The sequence below is a fragment of the Vibrio sp. T3Y01 genome, assembly GCF_013114525.1.
Classification (GTDB): Bacteria; Pseudomonadota; Gammaproteobacteria; order Enterobacterales; family Vibrionaceae; genus Vibrio; species Vibrio chagasii_B.
The window spans coordinates 148,636-165,024 of the sequence record NZ_VTXJ01000013.1 but is presented as its reverse complement, the minus strand read 5'-3'; the positions used below and the strand labels follow the sequence as shown (position 1 = coordinate 165,024).

Below are 16,389 nucleotides of genomic sequence, written 5' to 3'. Positions count from 1 at the left end.
TCGGCATGAAAACGGTAGTTTGTGTATGATTTTTGTTTGGCGACTAAACCATATCACTTACTACCGTTTTTGTTTTTAGTTCCCGCTAATCCGCGATGAACCAAGAAAAAGCGCTAGGGGGAGCTAGCGCTTTTTAGACCAACTAAATCCGTTTAGCCTGGTAGGTTTTTGAGCTATATCATGAGGATATAACCAATTTTTTTACTTAGGTAAATCAAAAAGCCTATTCTTTCCGACTGCTTTGAGTCGTAAATTAAGTATAGTCGGATTCTTATTATTAACCTGATTTTTCCTTAAATAATTAGAAAAAGTGTGGTTATCCCCCAATACAAAACATTACTCAGCAATCACAGACGACACAGCTTCAGTAATCAACCTTCTAAGTAACTTATTTTTATCATCTAAATGCTTCGCTTTCCGATAGACAAGCTGTATATCGAAATCCGGTACATCTATCGGTGGCTTGACAGCCAACAGTGCTTCTTCACCCTCAATGCCATTACGAGCCACCAGCTTAGGCACTATACAGAGCAATTCTCTACCACGAATTAAGCGCTTTACCGTTAAAAAGTTACTCGAAGCAATAACCACTTTTCGACTTAAGCCAAGTTCAGCTAGGCGACTGTCGACTCCCGTTTTTATCACTCCGGCAGGAGAAACCAAAGCATGCCCAACAGATGCAAATTGTGCTAAAGACATGGGCTCTTCGATCGACAACACTGAATTGTCGAGCAAGCAGACGTGCTGTTCTGTGTACAAGTGCTTGGTTCTGTATAGCTTAGACACTTCACCGAAGCTACCGATCGCCATATCAAGCTTAGAATCTTCAAATACTCGCTGATAGTTAGCTCGATTTACGTTGAACAACGCAATTTGAGAATCAGGAGAGGACTTTTTAATGAGATCAAACAACACTGGAGCAAACATCTGCTCGGCATAATCGGTAAGACCAATCTTCCAACTGCCTTGGTAAGTTGTTGCATCAAATGATTTAGAGAGTAGTACTTCAGATTGAATGGTATTGAGCAAGGCATCGACAGTACTGGATAATTCAATCGCTCTATCCGTTGCTTCCATCTTGCTCCCTACCCGCTCAAACAGAGGATCATCAAACAACTTTCGAAGTCGTTGAAGGCTATGACTCATTGCAGACTGACTGACATAACAGCGCTCAGCCGCTTTACTTACACTGTTCGTTTTGTATAACGCTTGCAGAGCTATCAATAAGTTAAGATCGATACCTTTCCAGTTAAAATCAGCCATCCAGCAGAACCTATTTCATTAATAGTTATAATTAAAACAATTAATTTGAATCATAGTGCAAGTCACCATAAATTACGCTAAACATTTATTTGGAATCGATCATGCTTTCAATTTTTAAAACCTTTTTCTGGCTTGGCTGGATTAGCTTTGGTGGACCAGCTGCGCACATTGGCTACTTCCGTAAAACCTTTGTTGAGAAACTTAACTGGCTATCTGATGAAGAGTACGGGCAAATTGTCGCGCTTAGTCAATTTCTACCCGGCCCAGGTTCAAGCCAAGTTGGCTTTGCGGTTGGCTACAAAAGAGGTGGCTTAACGGGTGCGATTGCTGCGTTTATCGGCTTTACTTCCCCATCTGTCATCTTAATGTTGATATTAGCTTTGATGAGCAATCAGCTATTGGAAGCACCTCTGTTTAATTCAATTATTCACGGTTTGAAGCTACTCGCAGTGGTGGTGGTTGCTGATGCCACATTTGGCATGTACAAAAACTTTTGCCAATCGAAAGTCGCGACCGCTTTATGTGTCATGACTGCCGTGGTTCTCCTGTTGCTTCCTGGGATCTGGCCGCAAATCTTGGTACTTCTATTTGCCGCAATCATTGGCAGCAAGTTTTTGACCTCACAAGACATCAAAACGGTTCCATCAATACACAAGATCTCCATAACACCGCTCGTTATTTTTGTTGCGCTGTTGGTTGGCCTTCCTCTGTTCAGTGCATACTCTCAAGGTATTGAGGTATTTGGTCTGTTCTATCAAGCTGGCAGCTTAGTATTCGGTGGCGGTCATGTGGTACTTCCATTGTTGCAGAATGGTATTGGTGACCAACTATCCCAAGATGCGTTCCTAACGGGCTATGCTGCAGCACAGGCTGTACCTGGTCCTATGTTTACCTTAGCGACATACCTAGGCTATGTATTAATGCCATCAGCACCAATTACTGGCGCTTTGTTAGCGACAATCGCCGTGTTCTTACCGGGCTTCTTATTACTACTAGGGGTATTGAAAAACTGGCAGGCAATCGCAAGTAAACCATTGGTTGCTGGTGCACTTACAGGTGTGAATGCAGCGGTAGTCGGGTTACTACTTGCGGCTCTGTATCAGCCAATCTTCACAAGTGCGGTGAGTGGCGGTTTAGACTTCGCTCTGATCATCATAGGTGTGTGGCTATTGAAAACGGTCAAGATGCCAATCGTAGGGCTTGTCGGCATGTTTATGCTATTCGGCGCTCTTACTGGCTTTGTTAACTAAAGATCTAACCGAAGCAAGAAGTTAGTGAATACCTAACTTCTTGCTTACGACTGAACGATAGGAGCCGTCGAACCTTTAACTAGCAGGCTTGATTCCATGGAAGTTAAAAAACAAATTGCAATCAATGAGCGGGATTGGGCTTAATGGCCAAAAAGAGTGTTTATTATCAGGGAGATAGTACTTTAAAAAGGCGATCAAATTATTGCAGGGATTAACATGTTCTCTCGCCATAATGTAATCGTAGTTCCACCCCTTTTTCACTCCAAGTTTTCTTGTCGTCATATAGCGACCAACTTTCCATGCAATACCTGGGTCTGTAGGAATCAAAATGGACAAAGTGCCGCCCGGCTTTAATACCCTAAGCCATTCTTTAATCACAAGATGAGGCTCATAAAGGTGTTCCAATATATGTGTCGCAATAACACGATCAAAGCAGTTACTTTCAAAGTCTAACGCTCGTGCATTCGTTACATTAAAAACGAGCTTGTCATAAGTACTGGTGTTACTGAGTTGCCTTTTTGCCACTTCAAGTGCGGCAGAATCGCCATCACTGACCGTATACTCGTCAAAACTATGCTGAACATGTCTCAAGTGTTCACCCGTCCCTGAACCCACTTCTAGCACCTTCGAGAAATGCTCTCTGTTACTGAAAGGCTTCTCACACGCTATATGACCCGCCCTCATCACATAGCCTGTTGTACTGCTTTCGTAGACTCGCTCGTCATATTCATCACTGAAACGGGACAAATAATCGAGCCACTCCTTGTCTTCATCCTTGTTTATTCTCATTCCTGAATCCTATTGAGATGGCTTGTGATCGTGACTTCTTAATATTGAAAGGATCCTCATCTCTCGTCTGCCGCGCGACACGTTGTCGAGTATCAAGCCGCAAAAGAAAGACATCACCGCGATAAGTGCAATTGAACTAGACAGAATAGCTGTTGGAACTCTTTCAACGAGCCCGGTATCAATAAAATCGATAATGACGGGAATCCCTAATCCCAATGAGATAAAGCAAAGCAACACCGACAGAGCACCGAAAAAAAACATCGGCTTTACGTCTCGTAGCAGGAACAAAATAAAGTTGAGGATTTTGATCCCATCACTCAATGTATTCAGCTTACTCGCCGTGCCTTCAGGCCTTGAGTGATAATGAGTGGGTACTTCTTTGATCGACATATTATGGTGCAATGCATGCACGGTTAGTTCCGTCTCAATTTGAAAGCCATCACTGAAAATAGGAACCGTTTTTACAAACCGGCGACTCATCACTCGATAGCCAGAGAAAACATCATTCAATTGAGCATTGAACCCTTTATTTATCAGAGTCGAAAACATCTTATTACCCAAAATATGTCCTGCAGGATAAGCCTCGGAAGAGCGCTCTCGACTGCCAATGATCATATCGAGCTGTTCAGTAACCAGTTGTTCAATCAGTGTAGGGCTAATGGAGGCGTCGTAGGTATCATCACCATCAGCCATAATATAAATGTCAGCATCAATATCTGAGAACATCCGTCGCACGACTTCACCTTTGCCCTGACGATACTCGTGGCGAACAACAGCACCAGCTTGCAGCGCCTCTTCGACCGTACCATCAGTGGAGTTATTGTCGTACACATAAATCGTCGCACTTGGTAGTGCACGTTGAAAGTCAGCCACCGTTTTTCCAACCGCTCCGGCTTCGTTATAGCACGGGAGTAACAGCGCTATGGTTTGATTCTTCATGAACTCTCCCTGACTCGAAACACTCGGTACCCATTCTCAATATTGTCGTACACAACATCTAACCAAGTTGGCGTATCTGAGCTGTACAGCTTATTGATAAATGCCTCCTCGCTCGCCGAGTCCTTTAAAATCAACAAATGCGGGTCATTGCCAATAACAATGATATCGATGCTTTTCTCTATGATTTTCCTTTCGGCTAAGCTCAGATCTTCCTCTAGCATCACTTCAATAAGAAATTGGTTCCCAACAATATTTCGATGGTAAGGAGCAGCAATAATTCGATTATCCGTTTTTGCCAACACTGGAGCCCCCGTTTCAATCCCTGAAAGTATGGTGTGCGAATTTATATCGTTATCTTTTAACACCTTATGAATCTTCAGCGATTGCTCCTTTTGATCAAGAGTAGTTGTAATTTCTTCGGTTGGCGACAACGCGAGAATGACAAAGGCGACCGCTAGTGGTGCTCCAGAAGTAATAACCGTCGCTTTTATGATGGAGGAACGGATGTAATCTGCTAACTGAAGTATCACGTATGCTTGGAGGGGAGCCGCTAGCACAAAACACAACCTCATGACTCTAATCTGCCAAAAGATCGCAAGGGCTAAATTGAACATAAAGATGAGATACAAAATTGTGCAGTGGTGATTTTTACGCTTAAAAAGTGGATACAAAGTGGCAGGAATCACCAGCAAAGCGTAATTCTCGATCGAGAAAAAACCATGACTTGCGACATATCTAACGACCGATTTCGCTTCTGTCACTTGGTCTAACCAATAGACTTTAAGTATCGGAGGGTAATCAATTAATAGCGCACTGCTGAGTGATGGATAAAGCACTGCCACTGGGATTAAAAATAGAACAGCTAGAAATACGAACAGAAAAACCTTTTGCAGTAGACTGTTATCTTCATTCATAAACCGATGATAAACATTAACGAAAAGCCAGCCACAGAAGAAAAGGATGATGAGAACAAATGATATTTCGTCGTACTTAAAAACAAAAAACTCATCGTAAGGCCGATTTAATAAAACCGCACAAATCCCAAACAGAGCGGAACTCGCATACAACTTAGAGATATAGCCAAACCACTGATGGCGAACAAGACCGCAATACACGGTGTAAATCGCGAAAAAAAACATGAATAGCAAAACATTATCAAGCCCCGTCCATAAAGATAGAGACAGCAAGATAGATTGCGCATAAACACGCCACGCATGGCGCAACTGCTCATGATTCAATGGCGTTAAAGCTAGAAATAGGACCGCGAAGACCAGCTGAATATTATGATGATCAATAGAACCGGGTAAAAAATGGATAATTGACGGCGAAGAAATCGCAAACATCATACTAATAAAGCGATACTTGGTACCGAAGAGGTGGTCAGCTAGGTAAAAGCATGACAGAGAAAAAAGTAGCAAGTAAAGCAGAGGGACAAGAGAAATTGATATTGTATAAGCAAGATTATCATCGACGATAAACAACAATGGAAAAGCTACGAGCGATAAGATTAAATCAGGAAAGCGAGACCAATGAATAACAATGCCGTCAGCGGCATTAAAATTATTCATTGGCTCTAGGTACCAATGTCCAGTTGCCATCCAATCCTGAAATTGAACGAAACGCATATAGTCGTCATTGTCATTCAGGTTAAGAGCTGAAACACTCTCCCATTTGTAAATAAAGATCACAGTGGCACAAACGAGCCAGATGACAGAGATAACAATGATATCTTTTTTAAAACTCTCACTTTTAGGCGACATGAATATCCTTTTCACTGAGCCAAAATTTAAACGACTATTGCTCCATCTCTCTCACTTCCGCTAATGCTCTGTTTAAGTTTTCGTTCGCAACTCTGTAATACGATGGTTTCTTGTCTATTGCTTGCTGAAGGTAAGGAACGGCTTCATCCGGCTTACCTTGTAATATTAGGAAATACCCTACATTATTCAACGCCTCAGGCGTATCCATATGTCGCATAAACATATTAGTGGCTTTCTTAACATCACCGGAAGCCAGATAAATGAGGGCTAGATTGTTTTGGGCCTTCTCACTATTTGGCTCTAACTCTAGAGCTGAACGCGTGTACTGATACGCTTCCTTGTAATTGCCGTACATGTAATGGGAGTAGCCCATATTCAACAGAGCTTTGAATGAGTTTTTGTCTATCTGCAGTGACTTTTTGAAGTACTCTTGAGCTATCTGATGCTTTCCGTCGACATCTTCCAACACACCAATTCCCATATACGCTGATGCAGGAGACATACTGTCGACCTTCAAGCTAGCGACTTCACTTTGGCTTAACGCTTGGTGGTTTTTAATCGTTTCACTGCTTTTCAAACGAACTTGGTCGGCATTAATCGCTTTAAAGAAATAACTTCGACCTTCATCCGTTCGTCGCTGCTTCGTATACAAAACGCCTAATTCCTCCAGTACCTCGGTATGTGCTGGATTGAAATCTAAGGCCGCCAAATACGCTTTCTCGGCAAGCGCCGCGTTGCCACGAGATGAATGGATTTTTCCTATAGTAAACAGCGTTTTGTCGTGAAACTCTTGCTCAGGAAAAGACAGTGAGCGAATGTATTCATACAAGGCTAGATCGATGTTGTTGTCCCTTAATGCCACGTCACCACGCATGATCGCTTCTTTCTCACTCAAAGGAGGGTCATCATTCGTTAACGTATCTATCGGTTTACCGGAATACAGTTCTGCATCAAATTGATTAGTTGGTTCATCAGATGATGCACAACCGAGTAGTAGTATCGGTAGGAAAAGTAGAAGGAACTTATTGTATAACATCATAAACTTGCTCCCGGCGCACTCAATGCGTCCATTACGATAAGTAGTCCCGGGCCAAGTGCAACAATGAAAAAACAAGGCCAAATAAAAATCAGCATAGGAAATAACATTTTAGTCGGTATTTTCGCAGCCACCTCTTCTGCCGCTTGCTGGCGTTTATCTCGAAAATCTTCCGTATAATCACGCAGTGTTTGCGCTAAACTTCCCCCCATTCTGGAGGCATGAGAAAGCAAAGATACCAAGCCTTCTAGTTCAACAAGGCCAGTTCGTTCGATGAATTGTCTAAGCGCATCGGGCATGGTTACCCCAGCTTGTATCTTGGCAAAAACCGTATCCAATTCATCTGCAAGCTCAGGTTGAGAGACGTATAGCTCAGACGCGACACGCCCAAGGGCCGCATTAAAGCCCAATCCGGACTCGGTACATACAACGAGAAGATCGAGTGCATCAGGCACTCCGTTTCTGATTTTTTTCTGACGTTCTTTTTGCAGCTTGCTCAGTACAATATTAGGTGTAAAAGTCCCTAGAAAAACACACGTCATAATCAATAAATTGTTGTAACTACCACCTAATGAGATGTAATAAACCATGAAAGCAGCGATAACACCTACTAAGCTCGACAGCACTTTTAACGCATAGAAAACGGACAAAGCATTCTTCTCATGAAACCCTGCGTGCATGAGCTTTTCTGAGTAGGTTTCATTGTCTTTTTTATTCCCTTTACTAAGAAAAGGGCTTAATGACTCTAGCGTATTAGAGAAGTCATACGGTTTTTTACCTCTCACCTGTCCGTCTTCAGAAATCTGTCTAAGCTTCTTGTCTAAGGGGGAACGAGCACCCAAAAATAGGAACCCTAGCGTTAATGTTAATAAAACAGTAGTAAGCAGAATCATCGCATAGATAACCATCTGAGAGCTCACTCCAAAGTCAGCTAACATCTGCTCCCACACTTCAATATTTAATAGGTCCATGGCTTATATCTCTATGCTAATGATCTTTTTGATCCATAAGGCTCCGACAGCCAACAGCACTATACCCACACTAACCATTGATAGACCTCGGGGATCTTGGTAAAGCGGTTCTATGTATTCTGGGCTGGCAACTCTTAAAGCAAAAAACAACCCAAATGGAGATAGTGTTAATATCCATGCCGATAATCGACTTTCAGCCGAGAGCGTCTTCACTTTTCTTTCTAACTTAAAGCGAGCTCTGAGTACTTCAGATACTTTTTGGAGGTTCTCAGACAAGTTACCCCCAGTCTCTTTTTGCAACATCACGGCACTAGAGAAAGCCAACATAGAAACCGTTGGTACACGTTCAGCCATCTGTAAAATAGCCAGGCGCAAGTCATAACCGTAGTTAAGCAGGTTATACGTGTTCTTAAACTCAGTGCCTATCGGATCTGGTAGCTCTTCACCCACTTCATTAAAAGACTGCACAAGAGGCTGCCCAGCTTGTAATGCTCGGCGAATGATGTCTAAAGCTTCTGGGAGTTGCTCTTCAAATCGAGCCATTCGATAAGTCACTCGATTCTGCACATATAGGTAAGCGATAACCCAAACAAGGATGAAGGCTGCGACACAGATAAACCACACTTGATTTGTCATGATGGCTATCAATGTCAGCGCAAGCCCGCAAAGAGTCACAGTCGACAGAAAGCGACTTAACGCGACTCTAATACCTGCCAACTCCAACATTTTTTTCAAGCTAGCAAAATAAGGAACCACAATGAGCTTACGATCGATGGGGGATAAGTCTTTGTTATAATGCTCTTTTAACAAAGACAAACTCTCTTCATCAATATTACGCTGCGTCTCTTTTAAGCGACGAGATAACTCTTTATGCTTTGCTTTTTTCCCCGCAGCAGGTAGCAATAGTGCTTGGGAGATAAAAAGTACCGCGATAAACAATAGTGCTAATGAAACACTTACGTTATCCATAATCTCTCCTTAACTGTGAGTTTCAGTAAAGAGTTCGAAAGGCAGGTCAAGACCACGTTTAACTAGTTGGTCGTGATACTGAGGCACCACACCCGTTGCGGTGTAGTAACCGAGGATATTGCCCTCTTCATCAATACCTTTACGTTGGAATCGGAAAATTTCCGACATCGTAATTACCTCACCTTCCATGCCGTTGATTTCCTGAATACTCACCATACGGCGTTTACCATCTTCTTGACGTTCCATTTGAACGACTAAGTGGATAGCTGAAGCAATTTGAGCTCTTAAGTTTTTGGTTGAGATATTCCAACCAGCCATAGAAAACATGTTTTCTACACGGCTTAAGGCGTCACGAGGGGTGTTGGCATGGATTGTCGCGAGAGAGCCGTCATGGCCAGTATTCATCGCAGCTAACATATCAACCGCTTCGCTACCACGAACCTCACCAACCACGATTCTATCGGGTCGCATACGTAGGGTGTTTTTCACGAGTTCCCGCTGACTTATCTCCCCTTTACCTTCTAGGTTTGCAGGGCGAGTCTCTAAACGAATAACATGAGGTTGTTGAAGTTGAAGCTCCGCAGAGTCCTCTATTGTAATGATTCGCTGGTCACGTGGAATAAAGCCGGAGAAGATATTTAACGTGGTCGTTTTTCCCGAACCAGTACCACCTGAAATCAATATGTTGAGTTCACCTTTAACCGCAGCTTCAACAAATTTAGCCATTTGCGGCGAAACTGAGTTGTAGTCAATCAGGTTATCCATCGTTAAACGATCAACCGCAAAGCGACGAATAGAAACAGAAGGGCCATCAAGCGCAAGAGGAGGGATAATTGCATTCACACGAGATCCATCAACTAAACGGGCATCTACCATAGGTGATGCTTCATCGATTCGGCGACCAACCTGGCTTACGATACGGTCAATGATATTTCTTAAATGGCGATCATCAAGAAAAGTATACGGCGTCTTTTCAAGCTTACCTCTTCGCTCGACATAAACGCTCTTAGGACCATTCACCAAGATATCTGAAACGGTTTGGTCAGCGAGTAAAGGCTCCAACGGCCCAAGACCAAACACCTCATCTTCTATCTGCTTTATAACCCGCTTTCGCCCTTCAGCACTCAGCGCATGACTACCATCGTCAGCCATCAACTGTAAAATGGCTTCATGCAAGTCAACCTTAGCCCGCTCTTTTTCCAAACTTGAAAGTAATCCTAAATCTAGGGTCTCAAGCAGTTGCTTATGAAAAAAGTGTTTGATTGATAACTCTTGCTCTAACACTTTTCGAGCTTCATCAATCGCTTTTTCCTTTTCTACATTCGCTTCAGAACTGCGAGATTGACTAGACGTATCAACACTGGATAAACGCTCAACAGGGTTGGTATCTTCTGAGTCATGCGAAATCTGTTCTACTCTTTTTTCAAACTCTGGATTTACATTTTTTCGTTTAAAGAACATCACAATCCCTCGTGTTCACTATTCATCTACCCGTTATGAAAACCACTTTTTCAACCAGCCTTTTTCTTCTTGCTCTGGTGGTGAAAGAACGTGAGACAAATCGATGATAGAACGAGTAATTGAGCTTTTCTTTCTCGACTGAACTAACGGCTGCCCCAAGTTGGCACTCTCTAGTGCCACTTTAAAGTCATTAGGCATCAAGTGGATATCGTGGTTACCCACCGCCTGCTCAATGTCCTTTAACTTAATAGAATGTCGTTTTTCGTAACGGTTAAGGATCACCTCTATTGCGTCGCTTTGTAAGCCGTACTCAAACTTCAGAGACTTAATTAATCTACTTGTGTTTTTTACTGACACTAAACTCTGCTGTAAAACCAGAAGCACTTTCGTTGCTGGTGATATAGCAGATGCAAATACATGATCTAACCCTCTAGATAGGTCGATCACCACATAAGGGTAAAAACGGCGCAATATAGGCAGCAGCCTGCCTATTTTTTGTGCCTGCTCGAAATCATCAGCATTGTTTTCATGCTTAAAGCTTAGAACATGAAGACCAGATTCATGTTTATTGACCAAAGTTCCTAAGGAGATTTCATCCAGGTCATTCGCGCTATTTATTGCATCAGAAACGCTGTAGGTAGGAATAATATTTAAGTAATCAGGAATTACTCCAAATTGGAGATCAATATCGAGCAAAAGCACTTCATTAGGATGCTGACTGGCCATCTCAATAGCGGTATTCAAAGCCAGAGTTGTCGCCCCCATCCCCCCTTTCGTATTCAAAAACAAAATAAACTCACCATAGTTCGAGTTCTCAAGTTTTTCGGCCGCTGTTTTTTTCAACAGAGGGAGTAAATCAGAGAGCATGACATTGTGCGACAAGAAGTCTGATGCTCCCAAGCGAAGTGCTATCTTTAACGCCCCATTATCACTTTCATCTCCCAGCACAACCAAAGATAGGTTCTCGTCCTCAAGCGACAGATCATACCCTTGCAGTTCAACCATTTTTTGAGCCCAATTTCCATTGGCCTCGACAAAAATGAGTTCTGGAACATCAGCACTTTTTAGGTATTCCTCGCTCATTGCCGAGAGTGAAAAAGCCGTCACATGTACGTTTCGGCATTTCTTCAATTCGTGGCTCATATGCGAATGAAAAGCCTCAGTATTGTATATTAACCAGACCTTTAAATTAGTTCTCAAACGCGTAATGTCACCCTCATTAGGCGTCATTTGAATTGCTTCCCCCATACATCAAACTCCTGTACTAGATAACTTCGGGACATCGATTCTTAATGTCAGAATCTGCCCTAACAACCCCTAAACTTTCAGCCGGTAAAATTGTTTCGAATGCAGGGGCAGCAAGAAACCCATTGTTACCTAAGAAACTTAGGTTACTAATCAACTGAATGCCGTAGCCAGTCGCTCTGGCACGTACAAACTTAATATCATCGAAGTTATCTTCGAAATCTGATGCTATCTCCCCTCCACTCGCATCAAGGTAAGCCACCTCTAAATTAGCACCAGAAAACCCAACCAGCGGGATCTCATCCACCACCATTGCACCAATATTATCTCTATCTAAGACATAGCATACTGTCGCCAGTCTAGCCGCCTTCCTTGTCGCTTCACTGACCATTTGTAGTGAAAATATATAAGCACCAAATGCCAAGATTAAAAAAATCAAAAGAAAAATCAGCCATGACACTAATGTAAATTCAACGATGGCAAGTCCTTTAATACGCCCTTTTAGCCTTTTCATCACAGCACCCTCATAACCGAAGTCACACTTAATGGAATGGCAAAGCTCTCCGACGAAAAGGGAATAGACAAGAAATGTGGAACATAATCATAGGTAACACTTACTCGCACATAGCTATCGCCAGATGGCTGAGTGACAGTGACATCTGCTGTCGTCAATGAAGAGAGTACCGCCGTGCCCACACTATTTTGACCATAGACCACTACATTCTGAATTTCTGACGTAGGGGCTATTGTGCCGCCAACAGTCCCATACACTTCACTAACCGCATAACGCGCTCCATTTTGCACTGACTTTGAAATGACGTTGTAATGAATCAATATATTTCCGAATTCAAGCACCAATACCATAAAGAACAATAATACGGGTGTGGCCAGTACCACCTCGATAGCTGCAAAACCGCTTTGTCGTTTTCTCAACCGTTTCATAATCAAGACTCCCCACTATCAGGGTCCTTATACAAAACAATCCTATAAGTCCCTTCTGTTGTAGAGGTCGTACTACCCGCCCCACCTGTCACACTGCAGGAGTGAATAAATTCACCAAATACGGCAGGAGTACCTGAATTATTTGTCGGTGCTTTTTGCAACAAAAAGAAGCAACCAATTTTGTTCACTGTAAAGTCAGTGGTACCACCGCTTTTACCTGAACAATCCACCATAGGTATGGCTAAAATACGACGCCATGCGACACCATTAGACGCACAACCACTACCACCACTAGCAATACATGCATTGGTATCAGCTTCATATTGTGCGTAACTGTAAGTGCCATCAAAATCGATCTCACCTGTACTCGCATCAATTGTTATTTCGTCTGTAGGTTCCGTTGTTACATAATCTGAAGGGTAATCGGAGGCTGATAAACCGCCGCCATAATCACCAAAACGAGTATTTAGACCATCACCAGTCGGACCTACCGTGCCACCCGGCTTCGTTGTAATGTCTTCGCCAATTTTAACCGGATAATCATAACTGCCGCCTAAACCTTCTTTCACCGTTTTACCACCAGATCCAAAATCAAGAAGGTGGTAATTACCATTCCCCATTTCAGATAAGCTCTTGTCGCCGACCTTTAACGCATGAACGGTGCCAACTTCATAACCAAAAACACTGGTTATTTCCTCACCAGTCACATCATGGTACCCATCTTCTGGTGAGACATCATTATCCGACGTGCCATCACCAATACACACACCAATTGGCACAACATTATTAACAACGACCTGACCAGAACTAGGGCCAGCAACCGCACTCGCCGAAACGGTTTTTTCTAGTCCAAACATTTGAATGAAAAACTCATCCATATCCAAGGAATCGACACGAACACGCACATAGACATCATCATCTGCACCGAACGTTGCTGTTCCTGTAAAATCCTTAGGATCATTTGAATAATCAATGTTTACAGAAGCCGTACTAAAATCAAATTCATGATTACCTGTGGCGGCTGCCATAGCATTTAATGCGGTGCCAACCTCTGCATCTACGGCATCTTTATCCTTACTATTGTCTAAAATAGTTGCGGCAGCTAGCGCAGCAGAATCGACTGCATTTTGTAACCGCGTTTTATTCACAACCATATGGTTGATATCGACAGCTAACGCTGAGACAGCTAAAAAAACCAACAAAGCGGCTGTAATCATGACTACGACTAAGCCTTGTTGCTTTTTGGGGCTTTGTGATACTCGATACAACATGTGAGTACCTCCAGATTTAGTTAAACTCTTCTAGGATCTGGCTACTACTGCTTCCGGACAGATCATTTTCACCTCTGCCAACATATCGGTCGTAACCAGCCTGCATCCGCTCCCCTGTACCGTCCGGTACTTCGAGTAGATTCTCTTGGGTCGCATTAGGGTTATATGTTTGTTCTGTTTTCACTAGTGCTACTGAATGCCCCAAACGGGCATCATTAGCACAGCCAACTAGCACCATCACGAGAAAGACCATCATTATTCTAATCATATCTATCTCCTTATAAATCATGACCAAATGAGCCTTCACTACCGCCGTCGGTTGGCGATACGGCCTGTGCTGATTGAGATTGCTCTGAAGTGGATTCAGACGGTTCAGCAATGTAAGCGCTTCGGCCTAACAAATAATATTCCAAGTCATTAGGGTCGACGAAAGCATCTGTTGGTAATGTCACTTTCGTGCGGTCGATTGGCTTGGCAAGCCTTGGAGTCACAAGAATAACCAGTTCGGTTTCGCCAGATACATACTCTTGGCTGTTGAAAAGCTGCCCTAAAATCGGCACATCACCAAAGCCTGGCATCTTGTTGCTGATATCTCTCACATTCTCACTCAGTAAACCTGCAATACCGATAGTCTGGCCATCTGCTAACTCAAGTGTTGAAGATGCACTACGACGCGTAATAGGTGGAATGAAGTAAGTCGCGTTGGTAGTACCAGGATCAATCGTTAGCGAGCTACTATTCGCAATTTCACTCACATCAACAGCCAAGTTCAGGTTGATTTTTTTATCACTAAGAACCGTTGGGATGAATTTCAGCCCTACACCATATTCTTTGTATTCAATGGTGATGCCGTCTTCATCAGGCACAGGGATTGGGAACTCACCGCCCGCTAAAAATTCAGCTTTTGAACCACTTAACGCGGTTAGATTCGGCTCAGCCAAAACTTTGGCTACACCATTCTGCTTTGCAACATCCAGAGCAAAGGTAAACAATGTATTGCTATCGATAAAAGAACCTAAAATCCCATAATCTGTTGAGGTGGGAATATCAAAAATCGGCGTTGCACCCAATACACCAGCAGGCACAGAAGACGCTCCCCATGAAAAATCAGAACCACTGGTTTGGAAGAAATGGAAGTTAGCATCGAATTTTCGAACTAAGCTTCTTTGCACTTCAGCGACAGTGACCTCTAGCATGACTTGCTGAGCACCACCAATCGACATTAAGTTGATGACCCCAGTCGCCGCTGCTTGCTCACTACCACTCTCTTTTGACTCATCTGCGGTTTGCCCGGAGGAGTAAGTTTCTGCAATTCTCATCGCGACATTCATCTGCTGTTGGTTGCTCACCTGACCGCTCAGCAGCAAACGGTTTTGCGCACTATGTACTTCGATAGTTTCATCAGGAAGGAACTCATATAACTTAGCCTTTAAACTATTAAGATCATGAGTAACCTCAATATTGATAGACTCAATCAACTGCCCTCGAGCGTCCCAAGCCATTAGGTTGGTAGCACCTAATTTATTACCTATCAAAAATAACTCGTTAGATTTAAGCATCACAATATCAAGGACATCAGGGTCACCAAGTGACACCTTGCTAGCCTTACCCGATAAAACGACATGCGTTGATTTGTGATGAGGAACCGTGACGGTTTTCCCAGTTTGAAGAGCGGCAAAGCTCAATGTAGAAAAACAAACTAGGCTCAAAACACACGTTAATATTATTTTCATATCTCACCTCAATCCTTGACGCGAACACTAGATGCTTGAGTACCTTTGATGATGGTTACACTTGGTCTAGGTACATATCGACGAGCCACTTTTTTCTCGACTTCGTGTGGGTTTCTCAAAGTTAGTTGAATACTCCCCTTACTCTTTGCCGTCAGTAATTTTTCAGCATCTTGAGGGGAAACCTCTAACGTCACAGCTCTCACGATAATCGGACTGTTTTCTTTCGTTTTAGCTGTTTGGTCTACAGCCAAGACCTTAATGTTTTTCAATACTGTTCGAGTCGACGCTGAATTTTGGCTATAAGAAACGGTGTTAAGAATATCGACCTTATTCCCAGGTAATAGGAACCCAGCGACACCTATGACGTCATCAACTCGGATCGTTACCGCTCTCTTATTCTCAGGGATCAATGCCGCTAATGTTGAACCTTCACCAGGAACAGTAAAACGCATTTTGTGGAGAACCTCTCCGGCATAAATGGTATTTGCAACCACCTTGCCAACGAGTTCTGAAACATCGGAGTAGTTATTCTCGTTAATCCAATCGACTTCCATTAACTTCGTGGTTAGGAACTGCTCTTCAATTATCGTTCCAGCTTCAATCTCTTGTGAGGCCACAACTACTGGATGACGCTCCACAGTTTCAACTTCGACTGTTGGCTGTACTTGATTTTCCATCCATTGTTTAGCGAAAAAAACAGCAGCTAAACCAAATACTACGGACAGTAAAAATAGTAGGAAAACTTGACTCTTATTCATGT

The 16,389-nt window shown here is 43.0% G+C and carries 16 protein-coding genes; 1 reads left to right on the top strand and 15 read right to left on the bottom strand.

Going from position 1 to position 16,389, the window contains the following annotated elements; genetic code table 11:
* Positions 1 to 336: 336 nt before the first annotated feature.
* Positions 337 to 1,263, bottom strand: a complete 927-nt coding sequence (locus F0232_RS15545) for a LysR family transcriptional regulator (RefSeq protein ID WP_171750860.1) — start codon at positions 1,261 to 1,263, stop codon at positions 337 to 339.
* Between the two features lie 101 nt (positions 1,264 to 1,364).
* On the opposite strand from F0232_RS15545, the gene chrA reads away from it, so the two are divergent.
* Positions 1,365 to 2,513 (top strand): chromate efflux transporter, encoded by a 1,149-nt coding sequence (chrA, locus tag F0232_RS15540; protein WP_171750859.1) that lies wholly within the window; start codon positions 1,365 to 1,367, stop codon positions 2,511 to 2,513.
* A gap of 75 nt (positions 2,514 to 2,588) precedes the next feature.
* On the opposite strand, the gene F0232_RS15535 is transcribed toward chrA, so the two are convergent.
* Genes F0232_RS15535 through cpaB form a run of 14 tightly spaced genes read right to left on the bottom strand, consistent with a single transcriptional unit; the run spans position 2,589 to position 16,387 of the window.
* Positions 2,589 to 3,302, bottom strand: coding sequence for a class I SAM-dependent methyltransferase (locus F0232_RS15535; RefSeq protein WP_017065822.1), 714 nt, complete (start codon positions 3,300 to 3,302; stop codon positions 2,589 to 2,591).
* 9 nt (positions 3,303 to 3,311) lie between these two features.
* Entirely contained in the window at positions 3,312 to 4,241 is a 930-nt protein-coding gene (locus tag F0232_RS15530; RefSeq protein ID WP_171750858.1) for a glycosyltransferase family 2 protein, read from the bottom strand.
* Positions 4,238 to 6,001, bottom strand: a complete 1,764-nt coding sequence (locus F0232_RS15525; RefSeq protein WP_171750857.1) for a hypothetical protein — start codon at positions 5,999 to 6,001, stop codon at positions 4,238 to 4,240. Before F0232_RS15525 ends, F0232_RS15530 begins: the two co-directional genes overlap by 4 nt.
* 34 nt (positions 6,002 to 6,035) lie before the next feature.
* Positions 6,036 to 7,040, bottom strand: coding sequence for a lipopolysaccharide assembly protein LapB (locus tag F0232_RS15520; protein WP_061032546.1), 1,005 nt, complete (start codon positions 7,038 to 7,040; stop codon positions 6,036 to 6,038).
* Positions 7,037 to 8,008 carry a type II secretion system F family protein gene (locus F0232_RS15515; protein ID WP_105057537.1) on the bottom strand — a complete coding sequence of 324 codons (972 nt, stop codon included), beginning with the start codon at positions 8,006 to 8,008 and terminating at the stop codon, positions 7,037 to 7,039. Before F0232_RS15515 ends, F0232_RS15520 begins: the two co-directional genes overlap by 4 nt.
* Positions 8,009 to 8,011: 3 nt before the next feature.
* Positions 8,012 to 8,977, bottom strand: a complete 966-nt coding sequence (locus F0232_RS15510; RefSeq protein WP_061032544.1) for a type II secretion system F family protein — start codon at positions 8,975 to 8,977, stop codon at positions 8,012 to 8,014.
* Positions 8,978 to 8,986: 9 nt separating this feature from the next.
* On the bottom strand, positions 8,987 to 10,438 hold the full coding sequence (locus tag F0232_RS15505; protein WP_061032543.1) for a CpaF family protein: 1,452 nt from the start codon (positions 10,436 to 10,438) through the stop codon (positions 8,987 to 8,989).
* Positions 10,439 to 10,471: 33 nt separating this feature from the next.
* On the bottom strand, positions 10,472 to 11,686 hold the full coding sequence (locus tag F0232_RS15500) for an AAA family ATPase (RefSeq protein WP_061032542.1): 1,215 nt from the start codon (positions 11,684 to 11,686) through the stop codon (positions 10,472 to 10,474).
* Positions 11,687 to 11,702: 16 nt separating this feature from the next.
* On the bottom strand, positions 11,703 to 12,197 hold the full coding sequence (locus tag F0232_RS15495) for a TadE/TadG family type IV pilus assembly protein (RefSeq protein ID WP_061032541.1): 495 nt from the start codon (positions 12,195 to 12,197) through the stop codon (positions 11,703 to 11,705).
* Positions 12,197 to 12,625: a TadE/TadG family type IV pilus assembly protein gene (locus F0232_RS15490; protein WP_105057538.1), complete on the bottom strand. Its 429-nt coding sequence runs from the start codon at positions 12,623 to 12,625 to the stop codon at positions 12,197 to 12,199. Before F0232_RS15490 ends, F0232_RS15495 begins: the two co-directional genes overlap by 1 nt.
* A 2-nt stretch (positions 12,626 to 12,627) precedes the next feature.
* Positions 12,628 to 13,896, bottom strand: coding sequence for a Tad domain-containing protein (locus F0232_RS15485; protein ID WP_061032539.1), 1,269 nt, complete (start codon positions 13,894 to 13,896; stop codon positions 12,628 to 12,630).
* Positions 13,897 to 13,912: 16 nt separating this feature from the next.
* Positions 13,913 to 14,185 carry a hypothetical protein gene (locus F0232_RS15480; protein ID WP_061032538.1) on the bottom strand — a complete coding sequence of 91 codons (273 nt, stop codon included), beginning with the start codon at positions 14,183 to 14,185 and terminating at the stop codon, positions 13,913 to 13,915.
* Positions 14,175 to 15,629, bottom strand: a complete 1,455-nt coding sequence (locus F0232_RS15475; RefSeq protein ID WP_061032537.1) for a type II and III secretion system protein family protein — start codon at positions 15,627 to 15,629, stop codon at positions 14,175 to 14,177. The genes F0232_RS15480 and F0232_RS15475 overlap by 11 nt, the downstream gene beginning before the upstream one ends.
* An 8-nt stretch (positions 15,630 to 15,637) precedes the next feature.
* The gene (cpaB, locus tag F0232_RS15470; protein ID WP_105057540.1) at positions 15,638 to 16,387 is read right to left on the bottom strand and encodes a Flp pilus assembly protein CpaB; all 750 of its coding nucleotides are present in this window, start codon (positions 16,385 to 16,387) and stop codon (positions 15,638 to 15,640) included.
* Positions 16,388 to 16,389 lie beyond the last annotated feature (2 nt).